The 16,684-nt window shown below is 65.4% G+C and carries 15 protein-coding genes and 1 pseudogene; 11 read left to right on the top strand and 5 right to left on the bottom strand.

The genetic code is table 11. The features are described 5' to 3' along the window. Positions 1 to 157: 157 nt before the first annotated feature. A complete protein-coding gene (locus LZC94_30090) occupies positions 158 to 2,674 on the top strand; it encodes a hypothetical protein (protein ID WXB12091.1) in 2,517 nt (838 codons plus the stop codon). Positions 2,675 to 2,743: 69 nt separating this feature from the next. On the opposite strand, the gene LZC94_30085 is transcribed toward LZC94_30090, so the two are convergent. Further along, entirely contained in the window at positions 2,744 to 3,997 is a 1,254-nt protein-coding gene (locus LZC94_30085) for a carotenoid oxygenase family protein (protein ID WXB12090.1), read from the bottom strand. Positions 3,998 to 4,024: 27 nt separating this feature from the next. Between LZC94_30085 and LZC94_30080 the strand changes: the two genes are divergently transcribed. Further along, positions 4,025 to 4,657 carry a TetR/AcrR family transcriptional regulator gene (locus LZC94_30080; protein WXB12089.1) on the top strand — a complete coding sequence of 211 codons (633 nt, stop codon included), beginning with the start codon at positions 4,025 to 4,027 and terminating at the stop codon, positions 4,655 to 4,657. 13 nt (positions 4,658 to 4,670) lie between these two features. Beyond that, positions 4,671 to 5,306, top strand: a complete 636-nt coding sequence (locus LZC94_30075) for a VOC family protein (GenBank protein WXB12088.1) — start codon at positions 4,671 to 4,673, stop codon at positions 5,304 to 5,306. A gap of 34 nt (positions 5,307 to 5,340) precedes the next feature. Here LZC94_30075 and LZC94_30070 read toward each other — a convergent pair whose 3' ends face one another. The 3 genes from LZC94_30070 to LZC94_30060 form a co-directional block, all read right to left on the bottom strand. Then, positions 5,341 to 6,114 carry a WHG domain-containing protein gene (locus tag LZC94_30070; protein ID WXB12087.1) on the bottom strand — a complete coding sequence of 258 codons (774 nt, stop codon included), beginning with the start codon at positions 6,112 to 6,114 and terminating at the stop codon, positions 5,341 to 5,343. 80 nt (positions 6,115 to 6,194) lie between these two features. Continuing rightward, positions 6,195 to 6,575 (bottom strand): cupin domain-containing protein, encoded by a 381-nt coding sequence (locus tag LZC94_30065; protein WXB12086.1) that lies wholly within the window; start codon positions 6,573 to 6,575, stop codon positions 6,195 to 6,197. Positions 6,576 to 6,645: 70 nt separating this feature from the next. Beyond that, positions 6,646 to 7,428, bottom strand: coding sequence for a cyclase family protein (locus LZC94_30060; GenBank protein WXB12085.1), 783 nt, complete (start codon positions 7,426 to 7,428; stop codon positions 6,646 to 6,648). Positions 7,429 to 7,688: 260 nt separating this feature from the next. On the opposite strand from LZC94_30060, the pseudogene LZC94_30055 reads away from it, so the two are divergent. From LZC94_30055 to LZC94_30035, 5 genes and pseudogenes are all read left to right on the top strand, one after another. Then, positions 7,689 to 7,877 (top strand): annotated as a pseudogene (locus LZC94_30055) (LysR family transcriptional regulator). 96 nt (positions 7,878 to 7,973) lie between these two features. Beyond that, positions 7,974 to 8,573, top strand: a complete 600-nt coding sequence (locus tag LZC94_30050) for a LysR substrate-binding domain-containing protein (GenBank protein WXB20269.1) — start codon at positions 7,974 to 7,976, stop codon at positions 8,571 to 8,573. A gap of 108 nt (positions 8,574 to 8,681) precedes the next feature. Next, positions 8,682 to 9,434 carry a siderophore-interacting protein gene (locus tag LZC94_30045; GenBank protein WXB12084.1) on the top strand — a complete coding sequence of 251 codons (753 nt, stop codon included), beginning with the start codon at positions 8,682 to 8,684 and terminating at the stop codon, positions 9,432 to 9,434. A 192-nt stretch (positions 9,435 to 9,626) separates the two neighbouring features. Then, positions 9,627 to 9,971 (top strand): metalloregulator ArsR/SmtB family transcription factor, encoded by a 345-nt coding sequence (locus LZC94_30040; GenBank protein ID WXB12083.1) that lies wholly within the window; start codon positions 9,627 to 9,629, stop codon positions 9,969 to 9,971. Positions 9,972 to 9,981: 10 nt separating this feature from the next. Beyond that, a complete protein-coding gene (locus LZC94_30035; GenBank protein ID WXB12082.1) occupies positions 9,982 to 10,458 on the top strand; it encodes an SRPBCC family protein in 477 nt (158 codons plus the stop codon). A gap of 457 nt (positions 10,459 to 10,915) precedes the next feature. Here LZC94_30035 and LZC94_30030 read toward each other — a convergent pair whose 3' ends face one another. Continuing rightward, on the bottom strand, positions 10,916 to 11,815 hold the full coding sequence (locus LZC94_30030; GenBank protein WXB12081.1) for an NAD(P)-binding domain-containing protein: 900 nt from the start codon (positions 11,813 to 11,815) through the stop codon (positions 10,916 to 10,918). A gap of 433 nt (positions 11,816 to 12,248) precedes the next feature. Between LZC94_30030 and LZC94_30025 the strand changes: the two genes are divergently transcribed. The 3 genes from LZC94_30025 (at position 12,249) to LZC94_30015 (ending at position 16,418) form a co-directional block, all read left to right on the top strand. Beyond that, on the top strand, positions 12,249 to 13,337 hold the full coding sequence (locus LZC94_30025) for a DUF2974 domain-containing protein (protein WXB12080.1): 1,089 nt from the start codon (positions 12,249 to 12,251) through the stop codon (positions 13,335 to 13,337). Continuing rightward, positions 13,331 to 14,071 carry an ankyrin repeat domain-containing protein gene (locus LZC94_30020; GenBank protein WXB12079.1) on the top strand — a complete coding sequence of 247 codons (741 nt, stop codon included), beginning with the start codon at positions 13,331 to 13,333 and terminating at the stop codon, positions 14,069 to 14,071. Before LZC94_30025 ends, LZC94_30020 begins: the two co-directional genes overlap by 7 nt. Before the next feature lie 451 nt (positions 14,072 to 14,522). Beyond that, entirely contained in the window at positions 14,523 to 16,418 is a 1,896-nt protein-coding gene (locus LZC94_30015) for a glycoside hydrolase family 5 protein (protein WXB12078.1), read from the top strand. The last annotated feature ends 266 nt before the right edge of the window (positions 16,419 to 16,684 follow it).

Raw genomic sequence — 16,684 nt, 5'->3', positions numbered from 1 at the left:
TTGATTTGGACAAAATGCAGATTGGGACGCCACCGCTGAATGCCGCGACGCCGAGCGCCGTCGAAGACCTCGAGTCTTGCTTGGAGGTCTCATGCGGATGGGTGAATGGCGAACGACATTGGCGGTTGGTGGCGTCTGCGCAACCGCACTGGCGACGGTGGTAGGTCCCCTCGTCGGGTGCTCGAGTGAATCGACGGCGGGCGCGGGATCGGGATCCGATGGAGGGCCGTCCGACGGTCTCGTCGACAAGGATGGACGCGCCGAGCCGCTCGTCCACGAAACATGCACGGCGGACGGCTGGTGCTGGGTCAATCCCTCGGTGCCAAATGTCTCGTTGAGCGGGATCTGGGGGAGCTCGCCCGACGATGTGTGGATGAGTGGCGAGCGTGGAACCCTCCTTCACTGGGACGGGTCCCGCTTGCGCTCCTTCGATGGCGGCACGTCGGAAAAGATCCTCGCCGTGTGGGGCTTTGGCCGCAACGACGTATGGGCGGTCGGCACTGCCGGCACGATTTTGCATTGGACGGGCAGCGCCTGGAGCACCGCTCCGAGCCCGACCACCGCGCGACTCCAATCGATTTGGGGCAGCGCACCCGACGATATCTGGGCCGCCGGTCCCAAAATTCTCCTGCACTACGACGGAAAGCAGTGGACGGTCGATCCGAGCGGCAACGCGGCCGAGCTTTACCATCTTCAAGGCCGCGGCAAGAACGACATCCTTGCCATTGGCACGTACCCCACCGGCGGATACGACAACCACGTGCTCCATTGGGACGGCACGCGCTGGTGGCCGAAGTGGCCGGTCATCCGCGCCTTCTTCGGCGCGTCGGCGGCCGATGTGTGGGCCGTCGGCAGCGGCGGATCCACCCAGCGCCGCACCTCGGGAACGTGGAAGGACGTGGCGAGCGCCACGCGGTATCCCTTGCAAGCGGGGTGGGCGAGCGCTCCCAACGACGTGTGGGCCGTGGCCGCGAAGGGGACCATCGTGCACTTCGACGGAAGCGCATGGTCGGCCGCGGCCGTGCCGACCACCAAGGACCTTTATGGCATTTGGGGCACGAGCGCGAACAACGTATGGGCGGTAGGCGACAACACCACCCTCCTTCATTGGAACGGCTCCTCGTGGACGCTCACACCGCTCCCCAAGCCTCCGAGCCTCGAGGGCTACGCCATTTATTCCATCTCGGGGAGCAGCGCGGACAATATCTGGGCGGCCGCGGGATACAACGGCTACCTCCACTTCAATGGGTCGGCGTGGTCCTGGAGCAGCGCCAGCGCGCCGCAGACCGTTTGGATCCGGGGCCGCGACGAGGGGTGGGCCTGTTGCGAAACGGGATACGCGGGCCACATGACGTATTCGATGTCCCGCCTCGTCAACGGCAAATGGGTCAGCACCGAAAACGATATCCCGGTATCGCAGTTCTGGGGGGCGTCTGCCAACGACATTTGGGCCGCGGGCGCCTCGAACGCCCATTACGACGGGACCAAATGGTCGTTCGACACCGGCTGGCGCGACGTGCGAACTCCGTATTCCGTGTGGGGCACGTCGGCCGCGGACATTTGGGTCGGCGGGACCGTGGGCGGCATCGCGCGCCGGCAAGGGACCGGATGGCAGATGGAGGTCCCCAACGGGCCGGAGAGCCTCGCCAGCTATGTGTACGAAATTTCGCCCGCCAACAAGTGGGGTATCGAGTCGGGCCGCATCGCGCGGTGGGACGGTACGGCATGGAAGGCCGCCATTCCCCCGTATGCGAGCTATTCGGCGCTCTGGGGCGCGAGCCCCACGGATCTATGGGCGGTGGGACGCGGGACGATCCTCCGCTTCGACGAGGCGCACCAGCAGACCATGGAGTCGCGCGTCACCTCCGAGACGCTATTTGGCGCGCACGTGAACGGCCCCAACGACATTCTCTTCGTGGGCGCGAAAGGGACCGTCGTTCGATGGGACGGCACGCGCGCCCTCGCCGCGTCGAGCGGCACCACCAACGACCTTCGCCGCGCATGGGCCAGCGGGCCGTCCGACGCCTGGCTGGTCGGCGCCAAGGGCACCGTCCTTCACGGTGACGGCCGGAGCACCTGGACCGCGGTCCCCAGCGGAACGACGAAGACGCTCTATGGCGTCTGGGGCAGCCGCGCGGACGACGTATGGATCGCCGGCGCGGGCGGAACTTTGTTGCACGCGGTGGGCGGCCAGCTCCAATCGGTGCCCAGCAGCACCACCAACGATCTCTTCGACATTTGGGGCACGGGCCCGAGCGACATTTGGGCAGCGGGCGCCGATAGCACCATCGTGCACTTCGACGGAAACGCCTGGACCACGGTCACCAGCACCCCGTCGTCGCCGTCCTTCCTCAGCATCCGAGGAACCGGGCCGACCGACATTTACGTCGCCGGAGGCGATCTGCTCAAGGGAACCGGGATCATTCGCCACTACGACGGGAGCCAATGGGGCGCGCCCTTCACGTCCCAAGAGCTCGTTCAATCGGTTTGGAGCGGCCGGCCCGGCGAGGCGTGGGCGGTGACCAAAACCGGCTCGGTGCTGCGCTACCAAGCCTCGCAGTGGGCGACGTTCGGCACCTTGCCCGTCCAATCGCTCCTCGGCGTGGTGGGCACGGGGCCAAACGACGTATGGGCTTTTGGCACCGAGGGCTCGATCGTTCACCGCCGCCTCTGAGCGCGGCGCTGGCTCCAAACGATCCGGCATCGTCGCGGCGAGCGCCGGGGCCCGCCGCCGGCGAGAGGGTCACGCGCCATCCGGGAGCCAAGCCCCGTGAAACCCAAAGGGGACACGGCACGGCAATCGAACGGTGGCGACGGGGTCGCCGTCGAAGCGTTGGGCATCCAGAACGACCAGCGCGCTCGGCCCGCGGTCGTCGTGGACGAAGAGCAAGACCCAAGCGTCGTCCTCCGCCGTTGCGTCCGGGCGCGGTGCGACCACGGCTTCCCCCGGCATTTGCCCCGAGCCGAAGTCGTGCACCACGGACGTGCCGCGCGCGACATCGTACTTGTGCAGCCGCGTGCGACCGAAGCCGCCGCGCGCGAAGTCGCAGAGCTCGACGGCATACGCATCGCGGTAGGCGGCACCTTGAAAGGCGGGGTGCACGCGGGGGAAATCGACGAAGCGCGGATCGAGCGTCTCCTCCGCCACCTTGCCCGTGCGCAAATCGAAGGTGTAGCGGTAGAGCGCGTGCGGCGTAAAGAGGCGCGGCGCGCGAATCGCGTCGAGCACCACGGTGTCGCCGTCCTCGAACGCGTTGACGGTGTGGCTGATGGTGCACGGCGCCACGTCGAACCAGCGCACGTCCTCGTCGCGACCATCGCGCGGTACGATGCCGATGCGCGCGCGGTACCCGTCGTCCCACGCGAACGGCGCGGGCGACTTGAAGCTGCTGACCAGGACCGGCAGATCGTAGAAGACGGCGCAGCGCGCGGTGATGGCAAAGTCGTGCAGGTACGTGGCCTTGGGGACGTCGATCGGTGTGCTCTGCACGACCTCTCCGCGCGCATCGGCGCGGTAGAACGTGAGGTGCGGGGGCTCGGCGCCGTACGCGAAGAACAGGAGCTCCCCGGTGCGGGGGCATATCTTGGGGTGCGCCGTCATCGATCGCGCGAGCACCCCGCCGAAGTCGTAGGGCCCCACCGTCTCGAGATCGGCCGACACCTCCACCGGCAAGCGCGCCTCGACCAGGGACAAGATGCGCCCCGCGTGCCGCACGACGTTCGTGTTCGGGGCGTAGGGCCCGCGAATCCAGCGATTGCGGTACCCGCGCGCGCGGCCGCCCTCGAAGCGCACGGCGTGGAGCATGCCATCTCCGGCGAACCACGCGGGTGATGTGCCGCTGCGCGGGTTGGGGCCGTTTCGGACGTAGGTGCCGCACAAATCGGGCGGGAGCTCCCCGATGACCGTGAGATCGCGGTCCGTGCGCTCCTCGAACACGGGCGCGAAGGCGCCGGTCAAATGGAAGGGGACCTCGTCGGTTCTCTGCGTCGGCTGCATGTATGCAGTGTATACTTAAACGATCCCATGTCCAGATCGCGATCCACGAAGAAGCGCCCGGACGCCTACCACCACGGCGATCTTCGCCGCGCGCTCATCGATGCCGCCCTTCGCACCCTCACGCGTCATGGCGTGGAAGAGCTCTCCTTGCGGGCCCTGGCGCGCGATCTGGGCGTCAGCCCGCGCGCGCCCTATCGGCACTTTGCGACGAAGGAGGAGCTCCTGGCCGCCGTGGCCGTCTCCGGCTTTCGCGCCTCCGCCTCGTTTACGGAGGAGCGCTTGGTCGCGGCCGGTCCCGATCCCTTGGCGCGGCTGCGCGCGGTGGGGGAGGCGTACGTTCTCTTCGCGGTCCAGCACCCGGCCGCGTTTCGCATCATGTACGCGCCCTACGCCACCGTGAACGAGAACGCGCCGGAGCTGCTCCGCGCGCGCGCCGAGGGGCACGCGGCGGCCATGGCGATCCTCGAGGATGCGCAGAGGGCGGGGCTCGTTCGCGAGGGCGATCCGATGCAGCTCGCGCTCGCGTTTTGGTCGACCATGCACGGGCTGGCCACGCTCCTGATCGAAGGGCAGCTGGCCCGCCACGATCGACCCATCGACGCGGCGTTCCTCGCGACCCTCGTCAGCGGCTTGCTCCTCGATGGCTTGAAGCGACCGTAGTAAGCTCGTGCGCATGCCGCTCGCCATCGATCATCTCGTCGTCGCCGCACGCACGTTGGACGAAGGGGCCGCGTGGGTCGCCTCGCGTCTGGGCATCGCGCCCGCCGGGGGCGGCAAGCACCCGATGATGGGCACCCACAACCGGGTGCTCAGCCTCGGCCGCGACGCGTACCTCGAGGTGATCGCCATCGATCCGGACGCACCCCCGCCGCCGCGCCGCCGCTGGTTCGCGCTCGATGCGCCCGCGATGCAGGCGCGCCTGGAGGCCGGTCCCGCGTTGGTCCATTGGGTGGCGAGGACCACGGACATCGAGCGCGACGCGAAGGCCGCGCCCGTGGATCTGGGCGATATCCTCGACGCGACGCGCGGGAACTACCGATGGCGCATCACCGTGCCGCGCGATGGAAGCCTGCCCATGGATGGCGCCTTCCCCACGCTCATCCAATGGGGGGACGAGCGCCCCGCCACCGCGCTCCCCGACTCCGGCTACCGGCTCTCCTCGCTCACCGTCGCGCATCCCCGGGCGAGCGCCATCGCCGACGCGCTGCGATCGATGGGGCTCGCGCCGGAAGAACCGTTGCACGCCGCCGACGCCGCGCCGGGCATCGCGGCGCAGCTGCACACGCCGTCGGCCGTCTACGCGCTTTAGGAGGCGACGCCCTCGCGACGCGCGGGATGGGTCGCTATTTCCATGGACTCTCCAGGGCGAGCATGACGCTCAAATCCTGCAAGCACTCTTCGAAGATGGGCTCCATATCGGAATAGGCGAAGTCCAGCTGGTGCAACACCTCCATGCACAAAAGCCCATAGAGCCGGATCCAGCCCTTCAAAAAGACGTGCACCGCCGCGGGCGGCAAGCGCCCCTCGAGGGTCGCCGCGTAGCTGCGCAGCTGCTTCCGAAGGGAAGGGGGCAGCTCCTCCAGCTTGGGCACGGGAAACGGCTTTGCCTCCCAGATGGCCACGACCTCGTCCAAAAAGACTTGCTCGCAGCGCTGGCCGGCCCGATAGCGCGGCGACCCCGGAGCACGGTTCGAGGGCGTGACGGGGCTCGCGAAGATCCAGCCAAACTCCGCCGGGTGGGCCTTCGCCCAACCCCGCATGGCGCGGCAAATGCTCATCAACCTGCGCGCCGCGGGGGCCGATCGATGGGCGTCGCGCGCGGCCTCCATGGTCTCCGCCAGCTCGCGGTAGAAGTCCGCGGTCACCGCGCCCACCAGCTCTTCGTGGCTGCCGAAATAGTAGTAAAGGGCCGGCCCGCTCATGCCTATCGCCCGCGCGATGGCGTTGATGGTCACGGCCGCGGAGCCCTGCTCGATCAGCAGCTTGCGGGCGACGGCATGGATCTCCGCCAAGGTCCCCTCGCGAACCCTGTCCCGCCGGCTCATGACGCGGGCCGCGCTCGGGGCCTTCGCGGTCGCGGCCTTCTTCTCCTTCTTGATTTTGGACGGCGCCGGCATTCGCGACCCCGAGTGTACTTAATGTATATAAATAAGTCTAGATGTACTAAAGGCCCCTCGCCGGTCGGTCGTGCGACGCCTCACTCATCGCCCGTGGGGACGATGGCCGCCGTCTCGATCATGAGGATGACGCTCTTCTCGGGGGCCCGCGTGCAATGGACGACGCCTCGTGGTACGACGAAGCCCTGATTGGGCAAGAGCTCGACCGATCGCCCTTCGAGGTCGACGATGAACTTGCCGCTCAGGACGAAAAAAAACTCATCGTCGTTGTCGTGTTTGTGCCAGTGATACTCGCCTTGCATCACGCCCAACCGAACGACGGAGTCGTTTACTTTGCAGAGGGTTTGATTGTACCACGGGTCGGTCACCGCTTTGGCGAGCTGCGCGACGTCGATCAAGGTCAGCGGATCGAATTTGATGTCCAGGTGCGTCGCATAAGGATGGTTTTTCGGTTCGGTCATCGTCCGTCTCTCTTTCGTGTAAAATGGTTTTTGGTTGGGCGCCGAGCTCCAGGGTCCGGCTTACGGGGATTCAATCGAGGTCCGCCTCGCTCGGGACGATCGCGAAGGCACGGGCTGGGAACCCGGACCCTTGCCTCGGCTTCGGCCATGTCGCGACGATCAGCGCGCCCGCCCTCGGGACCATGCCCAGGTTGGCCAGAAGCTCGATCTGCCACTTATCGTTGCGGAGCCAGTACGTCTCGAGCGGTGCCTCTCGGCGGGAGACGACGATGCCGGGATCGGTATCGGTCGTGTCATGGCCGATCGCGGTCACATCGCGTTGCTCGGCCAAAAAATGCAGAGCTTCGAGGCTCCATCCGGGGAAGTGTGCAACGCCGGCCGCGTCGCGGTTGGCCATGCGGGTCGCGCACGGCCAACGCGCGTCCCAACCGGTGTAGAGCGCGACGAAGGCGCGGACCGGAAGGCAGCCATGCGCGGCTTCCCAGGCGAGGATATCGGGGAGCGTGACCACGGTATCCGGATCCTTCGCCGCTCGGTCCGCGATATCCAGGACGGCCAGCGGGAGGATCATCTCGTCCACGCCAATTTCGTCGAGATACCTCAGCCCGCGCACGAAATGCGCCGGCGGATCGACGTGCGTGCCCCACTGGCCGACATGTCGATATTCGTGGGCGAGAAAGCCACTGCCGCGCGTTCCGACCCCCTCATCGTAATGGTAGAGGGTGATCCGTTCCTCGGGCGCGAAGCTGTCGCAATGGGGAATTGCAGGATCGAAGCTATGCGTCAGATCCACGAATCGACTTTGGCGCAGCATGGCGAGCAGGGAGGGAGGGGTGGAGGTCGTCGCAGACATGCGCATTACACCCGGTGAAGGCGCCGATCGGCCTGGATCCCGAGCCGGAGCGCGGCCGCGTGGCCCCGTCGCGCAAACGGCGCCGCGCCACGCATCGCGCTGATGAGATCGTCCGCCATGATACCGCTGCGCATCCCGTTCTCCTTCCGACGTCGATGTCCGCCACCGACGATGGCATCGACGAACCCATGATGACAGCGCATGGATCTTGTGAAAAACGATCATTTATGACCGATATCTGTGCGTTTTAGTTACCGATCATGATCGATCGCCTCCCTTCGCCGGTTGCGTTGCGTGCCTTCGAGGCCGCGGCACGCCATGAACATTTCGGCCGGGCGGCGGCCGAACTGCATGTCACGCATAGCGCCATCAGCCGCCAGGTCCGCGCGCTCGAGGAGGAGCTCGGTGTTCTCCTCTTCGAGCGCCGCAACCGCGCCGTTTTCCTGACGGATGCCGGGAGGCGCCTGTTCGAGACGGCGCGGCTCGCCTTCCGCCAGGTCGCGGAGACGGCGGAGGAGTTGCGCGCGGGGTTGCCCGCGCCGCTCGTGGTCTCGTGCGAGCCGACCTTGACGCAGCGCTGGCTCATCCCCCGCATCGCCACCTTCAGCGCGCGTCATCCGGAGATCGTCGTTCACATCCGGGCCGCCGGCGGGCCGATCCACCTCGAGCGCGAAGCGGTCGACTGCGCGATCCGTCGCAGCGACTTCGAATGGCCTCCCGACGTTCACGCCGAAGGGATCATCGAGGAGCGGGTGGGGCCCGTCTGCGCACCCGCCCTCACGACCAAGGCCTCCCGTCTGTTGCGCCTCCCGCGCATCCACTCGGAGACGCGGCTCGATGCGTGGGACCGCTGGGCGGCCGATGCCGGTCTCGCGCTCCCCATCGTCCCGAGCCAGACCTTCGAGCACTTCTATCTTAGCCTCGCGGGCGCGGAGGCCGGACTCGGCGTGGCCATCGGTCCGGAGCCGCTCGTCATCGATGCGCTGCGCCAGCGCCGCCTCGTGGCCCCGCTCGGCTTCCGGCGAAACGGGTTTCGCTATGTCATGCTCTCGCGCGCCCCCGTTCGACTCGACGTGCGAAAGAGCAAGCTCTTGGCCTGGCTCCGGGAACAAGCCGACGATCCTTCGCGCGGCATCGGCCCGTGACCGCCGCGCCCTCCTCCTCCCTCGTGGTTTGCACGTCGTTGACATTTGCCGCGCCGAGTCTACTTAATGGATCTAAATAAATCTAGATTCACTAAGGAGACCCGACGAATGCCCCGGAGAACGAGCAATCCGCTGGCCATGGCCTTCGCCAAGTACAAGGTGGAGGCGACGGTCACCGAGGCCGAGCAGGTCACCCCGTCGATGCGGAGCATCCGCCTGGTGGCGGACGAGGCCATCCCGTTCCACTACGTTCCGGGCCAGCACGTCCGCGTTCAAATCAACGATCCCTTGTCCGTGTACGGGATTCTGCGCCCCGGGCAGACGCTCCGCACGTACACCATTTGGGACTTCGCGCCCGAGGAGCGCGCGCTCGAGCTTCGCGTGCACATCCACGGAGGCGAAGGGATTGGTCTGAAATGGGCGAAGGAGGTGCGCCGGGGCGATCCGGTGACGCTTTGGTGGCCGCAGGGCGATTTCTTCCTTCGCGAGGCGCCCTACCATTTGTTCATCGGCGAGGAGGCCGCGAGCGCCGCGTTTGGCCCCATGATCCGCGCGCTGGGCGACTCCGCGCGGGTGGTTGCTCTTTTGGAGAGCGACTCCGTTTTGCACGACGTACCCATCCCCGGCCTTCACGCGCTTCGCCGCGTGCACCGCCACGGAGCATCGGCCGTGTCCTCGCAAACCCTCCTCGCCGCCCTGGCCGAGCTCGATTTACCCGATGGCCCGGGCGCGGCTTACGTGGCCGGTGAAGCCAAGACCTGTCAGATGGTCCGCGATTACCTGATGCGCGAACGCCAATGGGCGCGCGCGGGGATCAAGGTCAAACCGTTTTGGAGCCCTGGCAAATACGGGTTGCACTGAGCGAGGGCTCGACGGCGGCGCGGGCCAAATCGTAAGCAGACGAAAGCTCGGCGAAGCCGGTGGTCTCGTATGCGGACTTCCAATCGTTGATGGCCCATCCTTGCGCGCAAGCGGACTCTGCACGGGCGGGGTCCTTTTTGTTCTTAGAATGCGTTGACACGCATATTAGTCGTAACGCATATTGAGGGCGTGATGGTGATCGAGACGCTGTCGGCTCTGGCCGAGCCAAACCGTTTTCGCATCGTGGAGCTTTTGCGCTCCGGACCCCACTCCGTGAACGAGATTCGCGAGCGCCTCCGGCTCAATCAGCCGCAGGTCTCGCAGCATCTGCGGGTGCTCAAGGAGGTCGGGCTCGTCGACGTGCAAGCGCGCGCCCAGCAACGGCTCTACGAGCTGCGCGCCGCGCCGCTGCGCGGGCTACACGATTGGCTCGAGGGGTACCGAAGGCTCTGGGATGCGCGCTTCGATGAATTGAACGAGCTCGTGGAAGAGCTCAAAGACAAGGAAGAAAATCATGGGACGAGAAAAGGAAAGTGAGTCCGCACCGATGAACAAAACGACGATGGAGCAAATATCCGATCGCGAGCTCTCGATCACGCGCACCTTCAACGCACCGCCGCGCATCGTCTTCGACGCCTGGACCAGGGCGGATCTCGTGAAGCGCTGGTGGGCTCCCAAATCGCTCGGCGTCGTCATGGCCTCGTGCGAGGCCGACATTCGCGTGGGCGGCGCGTACCGTTACGTTCTTCGGAACAACGGCGAGGATATCGCATTTTCGGGCAAGTACACCGAGATCACGCCGCACTCGCGGCTGGTCTATACGCACTACTTCGAACCGATGTTCGATGCCGGGGCGGTGATTGTCACGGTGACATTCATCGAGCGCGATGGCAAAACGGTTTTGACGTCGCGCGAGCTCTATCCCTCGAAGGAGGTGCTCGAGGGCGCGCTCGCATCGGGGATGGAAGCCGGTATGCGCGATACGTTCGACCAGCTCGACGCGCTCGTGGCGTCCTTGGGGTAGCTCGCCGGTCGTTGGGGGGCGATCGCCCGCGCTCTTGGATGCGGCGGGGTCAATGCCACGTCGTCATGGCGCCGCGCGATATGGCGTTGCGATGCCTCGTGCCGAGAGGGCCGAGCAATCGATAAAGGTCCGGCGGATAGGTCGTGCGACGCCACGGCCAGAGCCGAAGCATGTGTCGGGTGGCGCGGGAGGTCAGCGCCAGAAGGTGGCCGACGAAGGCCATCCGTGCACCCGAATCTGCACGACTTGATCGGACTATGCCTGCTTGTGTGCCTACTTCGTTCATGTCAGGCGTTATCGTGCAGCAAGGCCGGCAGGAATCAAGGGTGTTCGCGTTAAAACGTGAACAAAGGCGCACTGTGACGGGCGCTGCCTTTGGCGGCGCCTTTCCCGCGGCTTGACGGCGCCTTTGCCGCCCGGGACAAGCTCCCGGGCGGTGCGAGCGGGCCGGATCCGATCACTTCGCGGGCTTCTTCAGCACCTCGAAGATGGCCGAGAGGCTGTCGCTGCCGTGGCCTTTGGCGATGGCCCGGTCGAAGACCGATTTGACGCTCTCGATGACGGTGGTGTCGACGCCGCGATGTTTGCTGGCCTCGATGATATGGTCGATGCCGACGGCTTCCATGCGGATGTTGTCCAAGTCGCCAGGGTACTTTCGCGCATCGATGGCCGGGACGACCATGGGGGCCATGGCGGGCAGCATCGCCAAAAAGTCATTGGCGTAGGGGAAGAAGGTCTCGGCCGACACGCCGTCCGCGTTGACGAGCGCGATGGCGTGAACCAGGCTCGCCATGCTCGAGTAGAACAGATCGAGCAGCGCCAGATCGAAGAGCGCGGCCGCGCCCGGATCGGCCCCCACGAACTTGGCATTGCCGCCCAACACCCGCAGGGTCTCGCGGTGCTTCTCGAAGGCTTCCTGCGATCCGCTGTAGAGGAGGAGCGCGTCGGGCTGGCCGATGGTGATCGTCGGGACCATGACCGCGCCATCGATGTAATCGATATGATGCCGCGCGGCCCAGGCGGCGGTCTCGCGCGATCGCTCGGGCGTGTCGGAGGTGAGGTTCACCAGGACGCGCCCCTTCAAATCGGCGGCGATCGGCTCGAGGATGGCTTGGCCGGCCGCATAATCGACCACGCACGCGACCACGATGGGGCTCGCCTTCGCCGCATCGGCCGCCGTCGCAGCCCGAATGGCTCCTTGCGCAACGAGGCCGTTACCTTTGTTCGTCGAGCGATTCCACACCGTCACCGGGTGGCCCGCCTTCAGGAACGCGCTCGCGAGCGCCTGGCCCATGGCCCCGAGGCCAATCACCGTCACCGGAGCGCGATTGTTACCCTCATTCGAGTTCGTTTTCATGTCATGGTGAATACGAATCGGGGGTTGGCACCGCGCGCACGATCGGACGATTCTGGAGCACGATCGGCCGAAACTGGTCCTTGTGTCTCGTCTCCCCCCATCCCAACCTTCCCCCTGGAAGGGCGGGAGCGTGGCGGTGGTGTGCTCCGATGTTTCGATGAAGAGGGATGCCGATGCATACAATGTATGCCGCGGGGGCGGCACTACGGCTTCCATTGTTCCGCTTCGGTAACCGTTTCGCGAATAACGCGATGCGTTTGCCGCACAATCGTTGCAGGTGAGATATCGCCGATCCAGGACATTTCGCTCCCAATGCGGTCGATTGGAAGGCCATGAACATTTTTAAGAGGAACTAAAGAAACGCGGAAAATGTCGAAATAACGAGGGCGATAAATTCGCGTACGAAATTTGCTGACGCGACATTGGGCACTCCATGAAGCGACCAATCTCCCTCTATCGAGACACACGCGGTGCGGGCACAGTCGAATACGCTCTTATCCTGGTAGCGATCCTGCTCCTTGGAGCGGGCGCCTGGAAGCTCCTCGGGGCCAATACCCAGAAGTCGGTCCAATGCGCGGGATCCGCATTGGGCACCGGCGGGGGTGCCTGCGGAGGAGGGAGCGGAACGGGTACTTCCGGCTCCGGAGATCCGGGGACCGGCAGCTCCACCCCCGGACTCCCCGGTGGCTCCAGTGTGGAAGGAGGTGGCAATGGAGGAAACAACCCGCAGGCGCTGGCCAGCACGGGCGGCCCCTCCTTCTCCGACCAGGTTCGCGGGCAGGACGCCAAGCAAATCGATGGCGACTTGGCGAACCTCGCGGCGGACGTCTACAACAAACCCGGCGGCGAAGCGCCCCCGGGGTGGGCACGGGTCGATCCAGCTTACCTCGATAGCGTGGGCATCGATCCCTCGTCGCTCTCGGACGACAAATTCTTCGGTGGCTCCGGCTTCCGCGCCGCCATCTACACCGACGGCAAAGGCAACTACGTCCTCTCGTACGCGGGCACCGATCCTCTCAGCCCCGCGGACTGGGCCAACAACCTCAAACAGGGTCTGGGCTACGACGCTACGCAGTACAACCAAGCGATCGCGCTCGCCAAGGATGCCAAGGCCGCCTTCGGAGACAACCTCGTCATCACGGGCCACTCCCTGGGAGGCGGTCTTGCGAGCGCGGCCGCGCTGGCTACCGGCAGTCCGGCCGTCACCTTCAACGCCGCGGGCCTCAGCGATGATACAATCAAGAAGCTGGACCTCGATCCCGCCGCCGCCAGGCAGTGGGCCGAGAGCGGTCAGATCCGCCGCTACGCCGTCGAAGGAGAGATATTGACCAACATTCAGGAAAAGAACCCCCTGACCCGAGGAAAGGCGCCCGATGCCATCGGGACCAAGATCGACCTGCCGGATCCCAACCCGCTGGGCTGGAAGCAGTACATCCCGGGCGCGAAGACGGCGCACGGGATCAAGAACCACCTCAACGGCGCCATCCACGACGCCTGGCACCAGAAGTATCCACAATGGTAATCTCTAGACTCACATCGCTGCTGTTGTCGGTGGTCCTGCTAACGTCTGCGGCCTGCGACTCGAAGGACAAGGAGAAGTCGTCCGTGGGGCGAACCGTCGACACCAAAGAGGTCTTTTCCGATCCCGCGGTCGTGGAGCTGGCCGAGGCAACCGCCAAAGGCGATCCCGTCAAGATCAAACCCGGCACCAACGTGAACGCCGTTGGGAGCAAGGGGGTGAGCCTGCTCCAGTGGGCCATGTTGAACAAGAGCAAGGCCGGATTCCAATCGCTCCTCGACGCCGGCGCCGACACCTCGCACACCGACGAGATGGGCGATGCCGTGATGCACTACGCGGCCAAGGCCGAAGATCCGACCTATTTGGACATGCTGCTCGCCCGCAAGGTCGATCCCAACACGCCGAACGCGGTCACCTGGCACACGCCGCTCATGGGCGCGCTGATGGCGGAGCGCAAAGAGCACTTCCGTAAGTTGCTGGCGGCGGGCGCCAATCCAAACCTCGCCGAGCGCCTCGGCAACACGTCGCTCCACGTGGCGGCCAAGATCAACGAGAACCAGCTCCTTCTGGAGATGCTCAAGGCGGGCGCCGACCCCACCGCCAAGAACAAGCAAGGTCTGACCTTCCAGCGCTATCTCAATATGACGCCGCAGAACATTCTGTCGGCCGAGGCCAAAGGCCAGCGCGAAAATGTATTGACCTGGCTGCGCGAGCACAACGTTCCCGTCGAAACGTAAGCGTTCAACGCTCGAGCTCCGCGCACGCGGCGCCCCAAGATGCGGTTCGCGTGCACGAGGCCAACGACGCGCTCCGCGCCGCGCAAGATGCGGTTCGCGTGCGCGAGGCCAAAGCCGCACTTCGCGTGCGCGGCGCCAACGACGCGCTTCGCGCCCGCGCCGCGCAAGATGCGGTTCGCGTGCGCGAGGCCAAAGCCGCACTTCGCGTGCGCGGCGCCAACGACGCGCTTCGCGCCCGCGCCGCGCAAGATGCGGTTCGCGTGCGCGGCGCCAACGACGCGCGTCGCCCTGCGGGTGTCAAGATGCGAGTTGATCGTGCGCACGTAAAAGACGGTGGACGTCTTGCTGCATCGTTCTCGTTTCGTCACCCGATGGCCATTAGAAAGGAACCATGCGAGTTCCCAGGCCTCGGGTGTCGAATACGTACCTCAACATACGTTCTGCGGCATTTGTGCTTGGCGCAGCGGGGGCGCTGGCGGCGCTGAGCTGTCAGGACCAAGGCGACGCGCCCTTAGCCTCCACGGCGCAGCCGCTGGTTGCCGCCCGATCGCCCATCGCGGTCGCGCGAAAAGGCCAAGCCTCCGAAGCGTGGGTGTTCCGAGACGCGGCGGGGCGCGAAATCGTGCTTCGCGGATTCAATGTCGCGGGCAGCACCAAGCTCTACGAAAACGGCTTATTGCCATTTCGGAGCACGGCGGATGCCGCAAAATCGGCCCAGGCCATGCGAGACCAAACCGGCGCCAACGCCGTTCGCTTTCTCATCAGCTGGGAGGGCGTGCAGCCGGCGGCGGGGAGCATCGGCTACGCGTACCTCGATCGGGCGATCGCGCAGATGCGCGAGTTCGTGCAGCGAGGCTTTTATATCTTGGTCGATTATCACCAAGATTTGTATTCGGCCCATCTCTTCGACACGGGCAGCTGGTACACGGGAGACGGCGCGCCCAAGTGGATCATTCAAGCCGGCAATTATCCCGCCGAGTGGTGCGGTGCGTGCCTCCTCTGGGGGCAGAACATGCAGTCGAACGGGGCCGTGCGGCAGGCGGCCCACGACCTCTGGCACAATCGGAGGATCACCACCTCGGCGGGCGAAATGGGCGTTCAGGATGCCTTCCTCCAGCAAGCCTCGGCCGCCATGGTTTATCTCGAACAGCAGCTGAGCGCGCAAGAGTTCCAGAGTATTTTGGGCTTCAATCCATTCAACGAGCCCTTCGATGGCGGCTTGGATGGAAAGAGCGGCCTGGAATGGGAGAAGACATACCTCTGGCCGTTCTATCAGCGGTTCCGAAGCGCCATGGACGCGGCAGGGTGGGGCGACAAGCCGGCCTTCGTGGAGCCCTTGGTGTTCTGGAACACGGCTGTGGGCGAGGAGGGCGGATTGTCCTCCGTGGGCCCGCTCGGCGCCCGCTATGTCTTCAATAGTCATTATTACGATGGCATGCGCATGGTCATCGATCCCACGCCAGCGTCGGATGGCGTTTACGATGCCCCCATGAACCGAATCCGCGCCCGCGCCCGCGCGGTGGCCACGGCGCCCTTCGTGTCGGAGTTCGGCAACAAGATGTCGGGCAGCGGGAGCGACCGCACCCCGTGGATCGTTCGTGCGATGTACCAGGCCATGGATTCGGGGGTGGCGGGCGCGAAATGGTGGGACGACGCAGCCTCGGGCGGCACCGTGCTCTCGTCGACGCAATGGCATTGGGATATCTACAACGGCCGCCATCATGAGCTCATGAACGGCAACCCCGATAAGGTGCAGACGGCCGGCGATGCCTGGAACGGCGAGGACTTTTCGGTCGCCGTCTCCGACGCCTCGGGCAACGTTTCGTTGCGGCTCGATTCGCGGGTGCTCGATCGTCTCTATCCGACCGCGGTGGCCGGCGACATCCTCGCCTTTGCCTACGAAGACCTTGCGCGTTCGGGCTTCGGCGGCGCGGGCCAGCAGCAAGCGTGGTTGGCTGCGCCCAAAGGGATGCCCAATGTCGCCGCGTTGATCGCAAGTCGTCCATTTGGAGTCTTGATTTGGCGCGAGCCCGCCGCGAACACGGCCACGACGGAGCTGCACCTCCCGCAGTCATTTGCGCCCGCGAGCACGGTCGTCGTGGGCGATGTGGCGCGCGCGATCGGGCTTCCGTCTTCCGGCGCCGTTTTCGTGGCCGAGGAGCCAGGCTCCGCGATCGCACGTCGCCTGGTGATCCGGCCATCGGGGGGTGCATCTGGCGCGATCCATGTGGCCCTCGTTCTCAACGCTGCGTCTGGCCCGATCGTTGCTCCAGAGCAACTCACAGGTGCCGCCAACGAATTGATCGCTTGGAGGAAGCTTCGTTTTCCTGATTCCACGGCGCCATGATGGGAAAATGGGTGTCGATTCGTCATCATTTATCGAATGATGATGACGATTTGCGCATAATTTTCCGCGAATAGCGCAGGAGTTGCGTGTGCACGGCGCATTCGATCTCCATTCGATTCGAATCGAGGCCCTGTACTCGCGTGTCCGATGTACCCGTGCGCCGTATCCATGAATGGTCCAGCTACTGGTCTAGATGTTGATACGTGCATATCCTCTGTGCGACGCGATTCGTCGTCGAGGAGAGGCACCGTGAAAAACTGTATCGA

It is taken from the genome of Sorangiineae bacterium MSr11954, assembly GCA_037157815.1.
In the GTDB taxonomy this organism is placed as follows: Bacteria; Myxococcota_A; Polyangia; order Polyangiales; family Polyangiaceae; genus Pendulispora; species Pendulispora albinea.
This window is presented reverse-complemented; position numbering and strand designations above follow the sequence as displayed.

Excerpts from the sequence above, each read along its gene's own strand:
- LZC94_30080 (WXB12089.1), top strand. The coding sequence starts at position 4,025 with ATGTCCAGATCGCGATCCACGAAGAAGCGCCCGGACGCCTACCACCAC.
- LZC94_30030 (WXB12081.1), bottom strand. The coding sequence starts at position 11,815 with ATGAAAACGAACTCGAATGAGGGTAACAATCGCGCTCCGGTGACGGTG.
- LZC94_30075 (WXB12088.1), top strand. The coding sequence starts at position 4,671 with ATGCCGCTCGCCATCGATCATCTCGTCGTCGCCGCACGCACGTTGGAC.
- LZC94_30070 (WXB12087.1), bottom strand. The coding sequence starts at position 6,114 with ATGCCGGCGCCGTCCAAAATCAAGAAGGAGAAGAAGGCCGCGACCGCG.
- LZC94_30085 (WXB12090.1), bottom strand. The coding sequence starts at position 3,997 with ATGCAGCCGACGCAGAGAACCGACGAGGTCCCCTTCCATTTGACCGGC.
- LZC94_30060 (WXB12085.1), bottom strand. The coding sequence starts at position 7,428 with ATGTCTGCGACGACCTCCACCCCTCCCTCCCTGCTCGCCATGCTGCGC.
- LZC94_30065 (WXB12086.1), bottom strand. The coding sequence starts at position 6,575 with ATGACCGAACCGAAAAACCATCCTTATGCGACGCACCTGGACATCAAA.
- LZC94_30045 (WXB12084.1), top strand. The coding sequence starts at position 8,682 with ATGCCCCGGAGAACGAGCAATCCGCTGGCCATGGCCTTCGCCAAGTAC.
- LZC94_30025 (WXB12080.1), top strand. The coding sequence starts at position 12,249 with ATGAAGCGACCAATCTCCCTCTATCGAGACACACGCGGTGCGGGCACA.
- LZC94_30020 (WXB12079.1), top strand. The coding sequence starts at position 13,331 with ATGGTAATCTCTAGACTCACATCGCTGCTGTTGTCGGTGGTCCTGCTA.
- LZC94_30040 (WXB12083.1), top strand. The coding sequence starts at position 9,627 with ATGGTGATCGAGACGCTGTCGGCTCTGGCCGAGCCAAACCGTTTTCGC.
- LZC94_30035 (WXB12082.1), top strand. The coding sequence starts at position 9,982 with ATGAACAAAACGACGATGGAGCAAATATCCGATCGCGAGCTCTCGATC.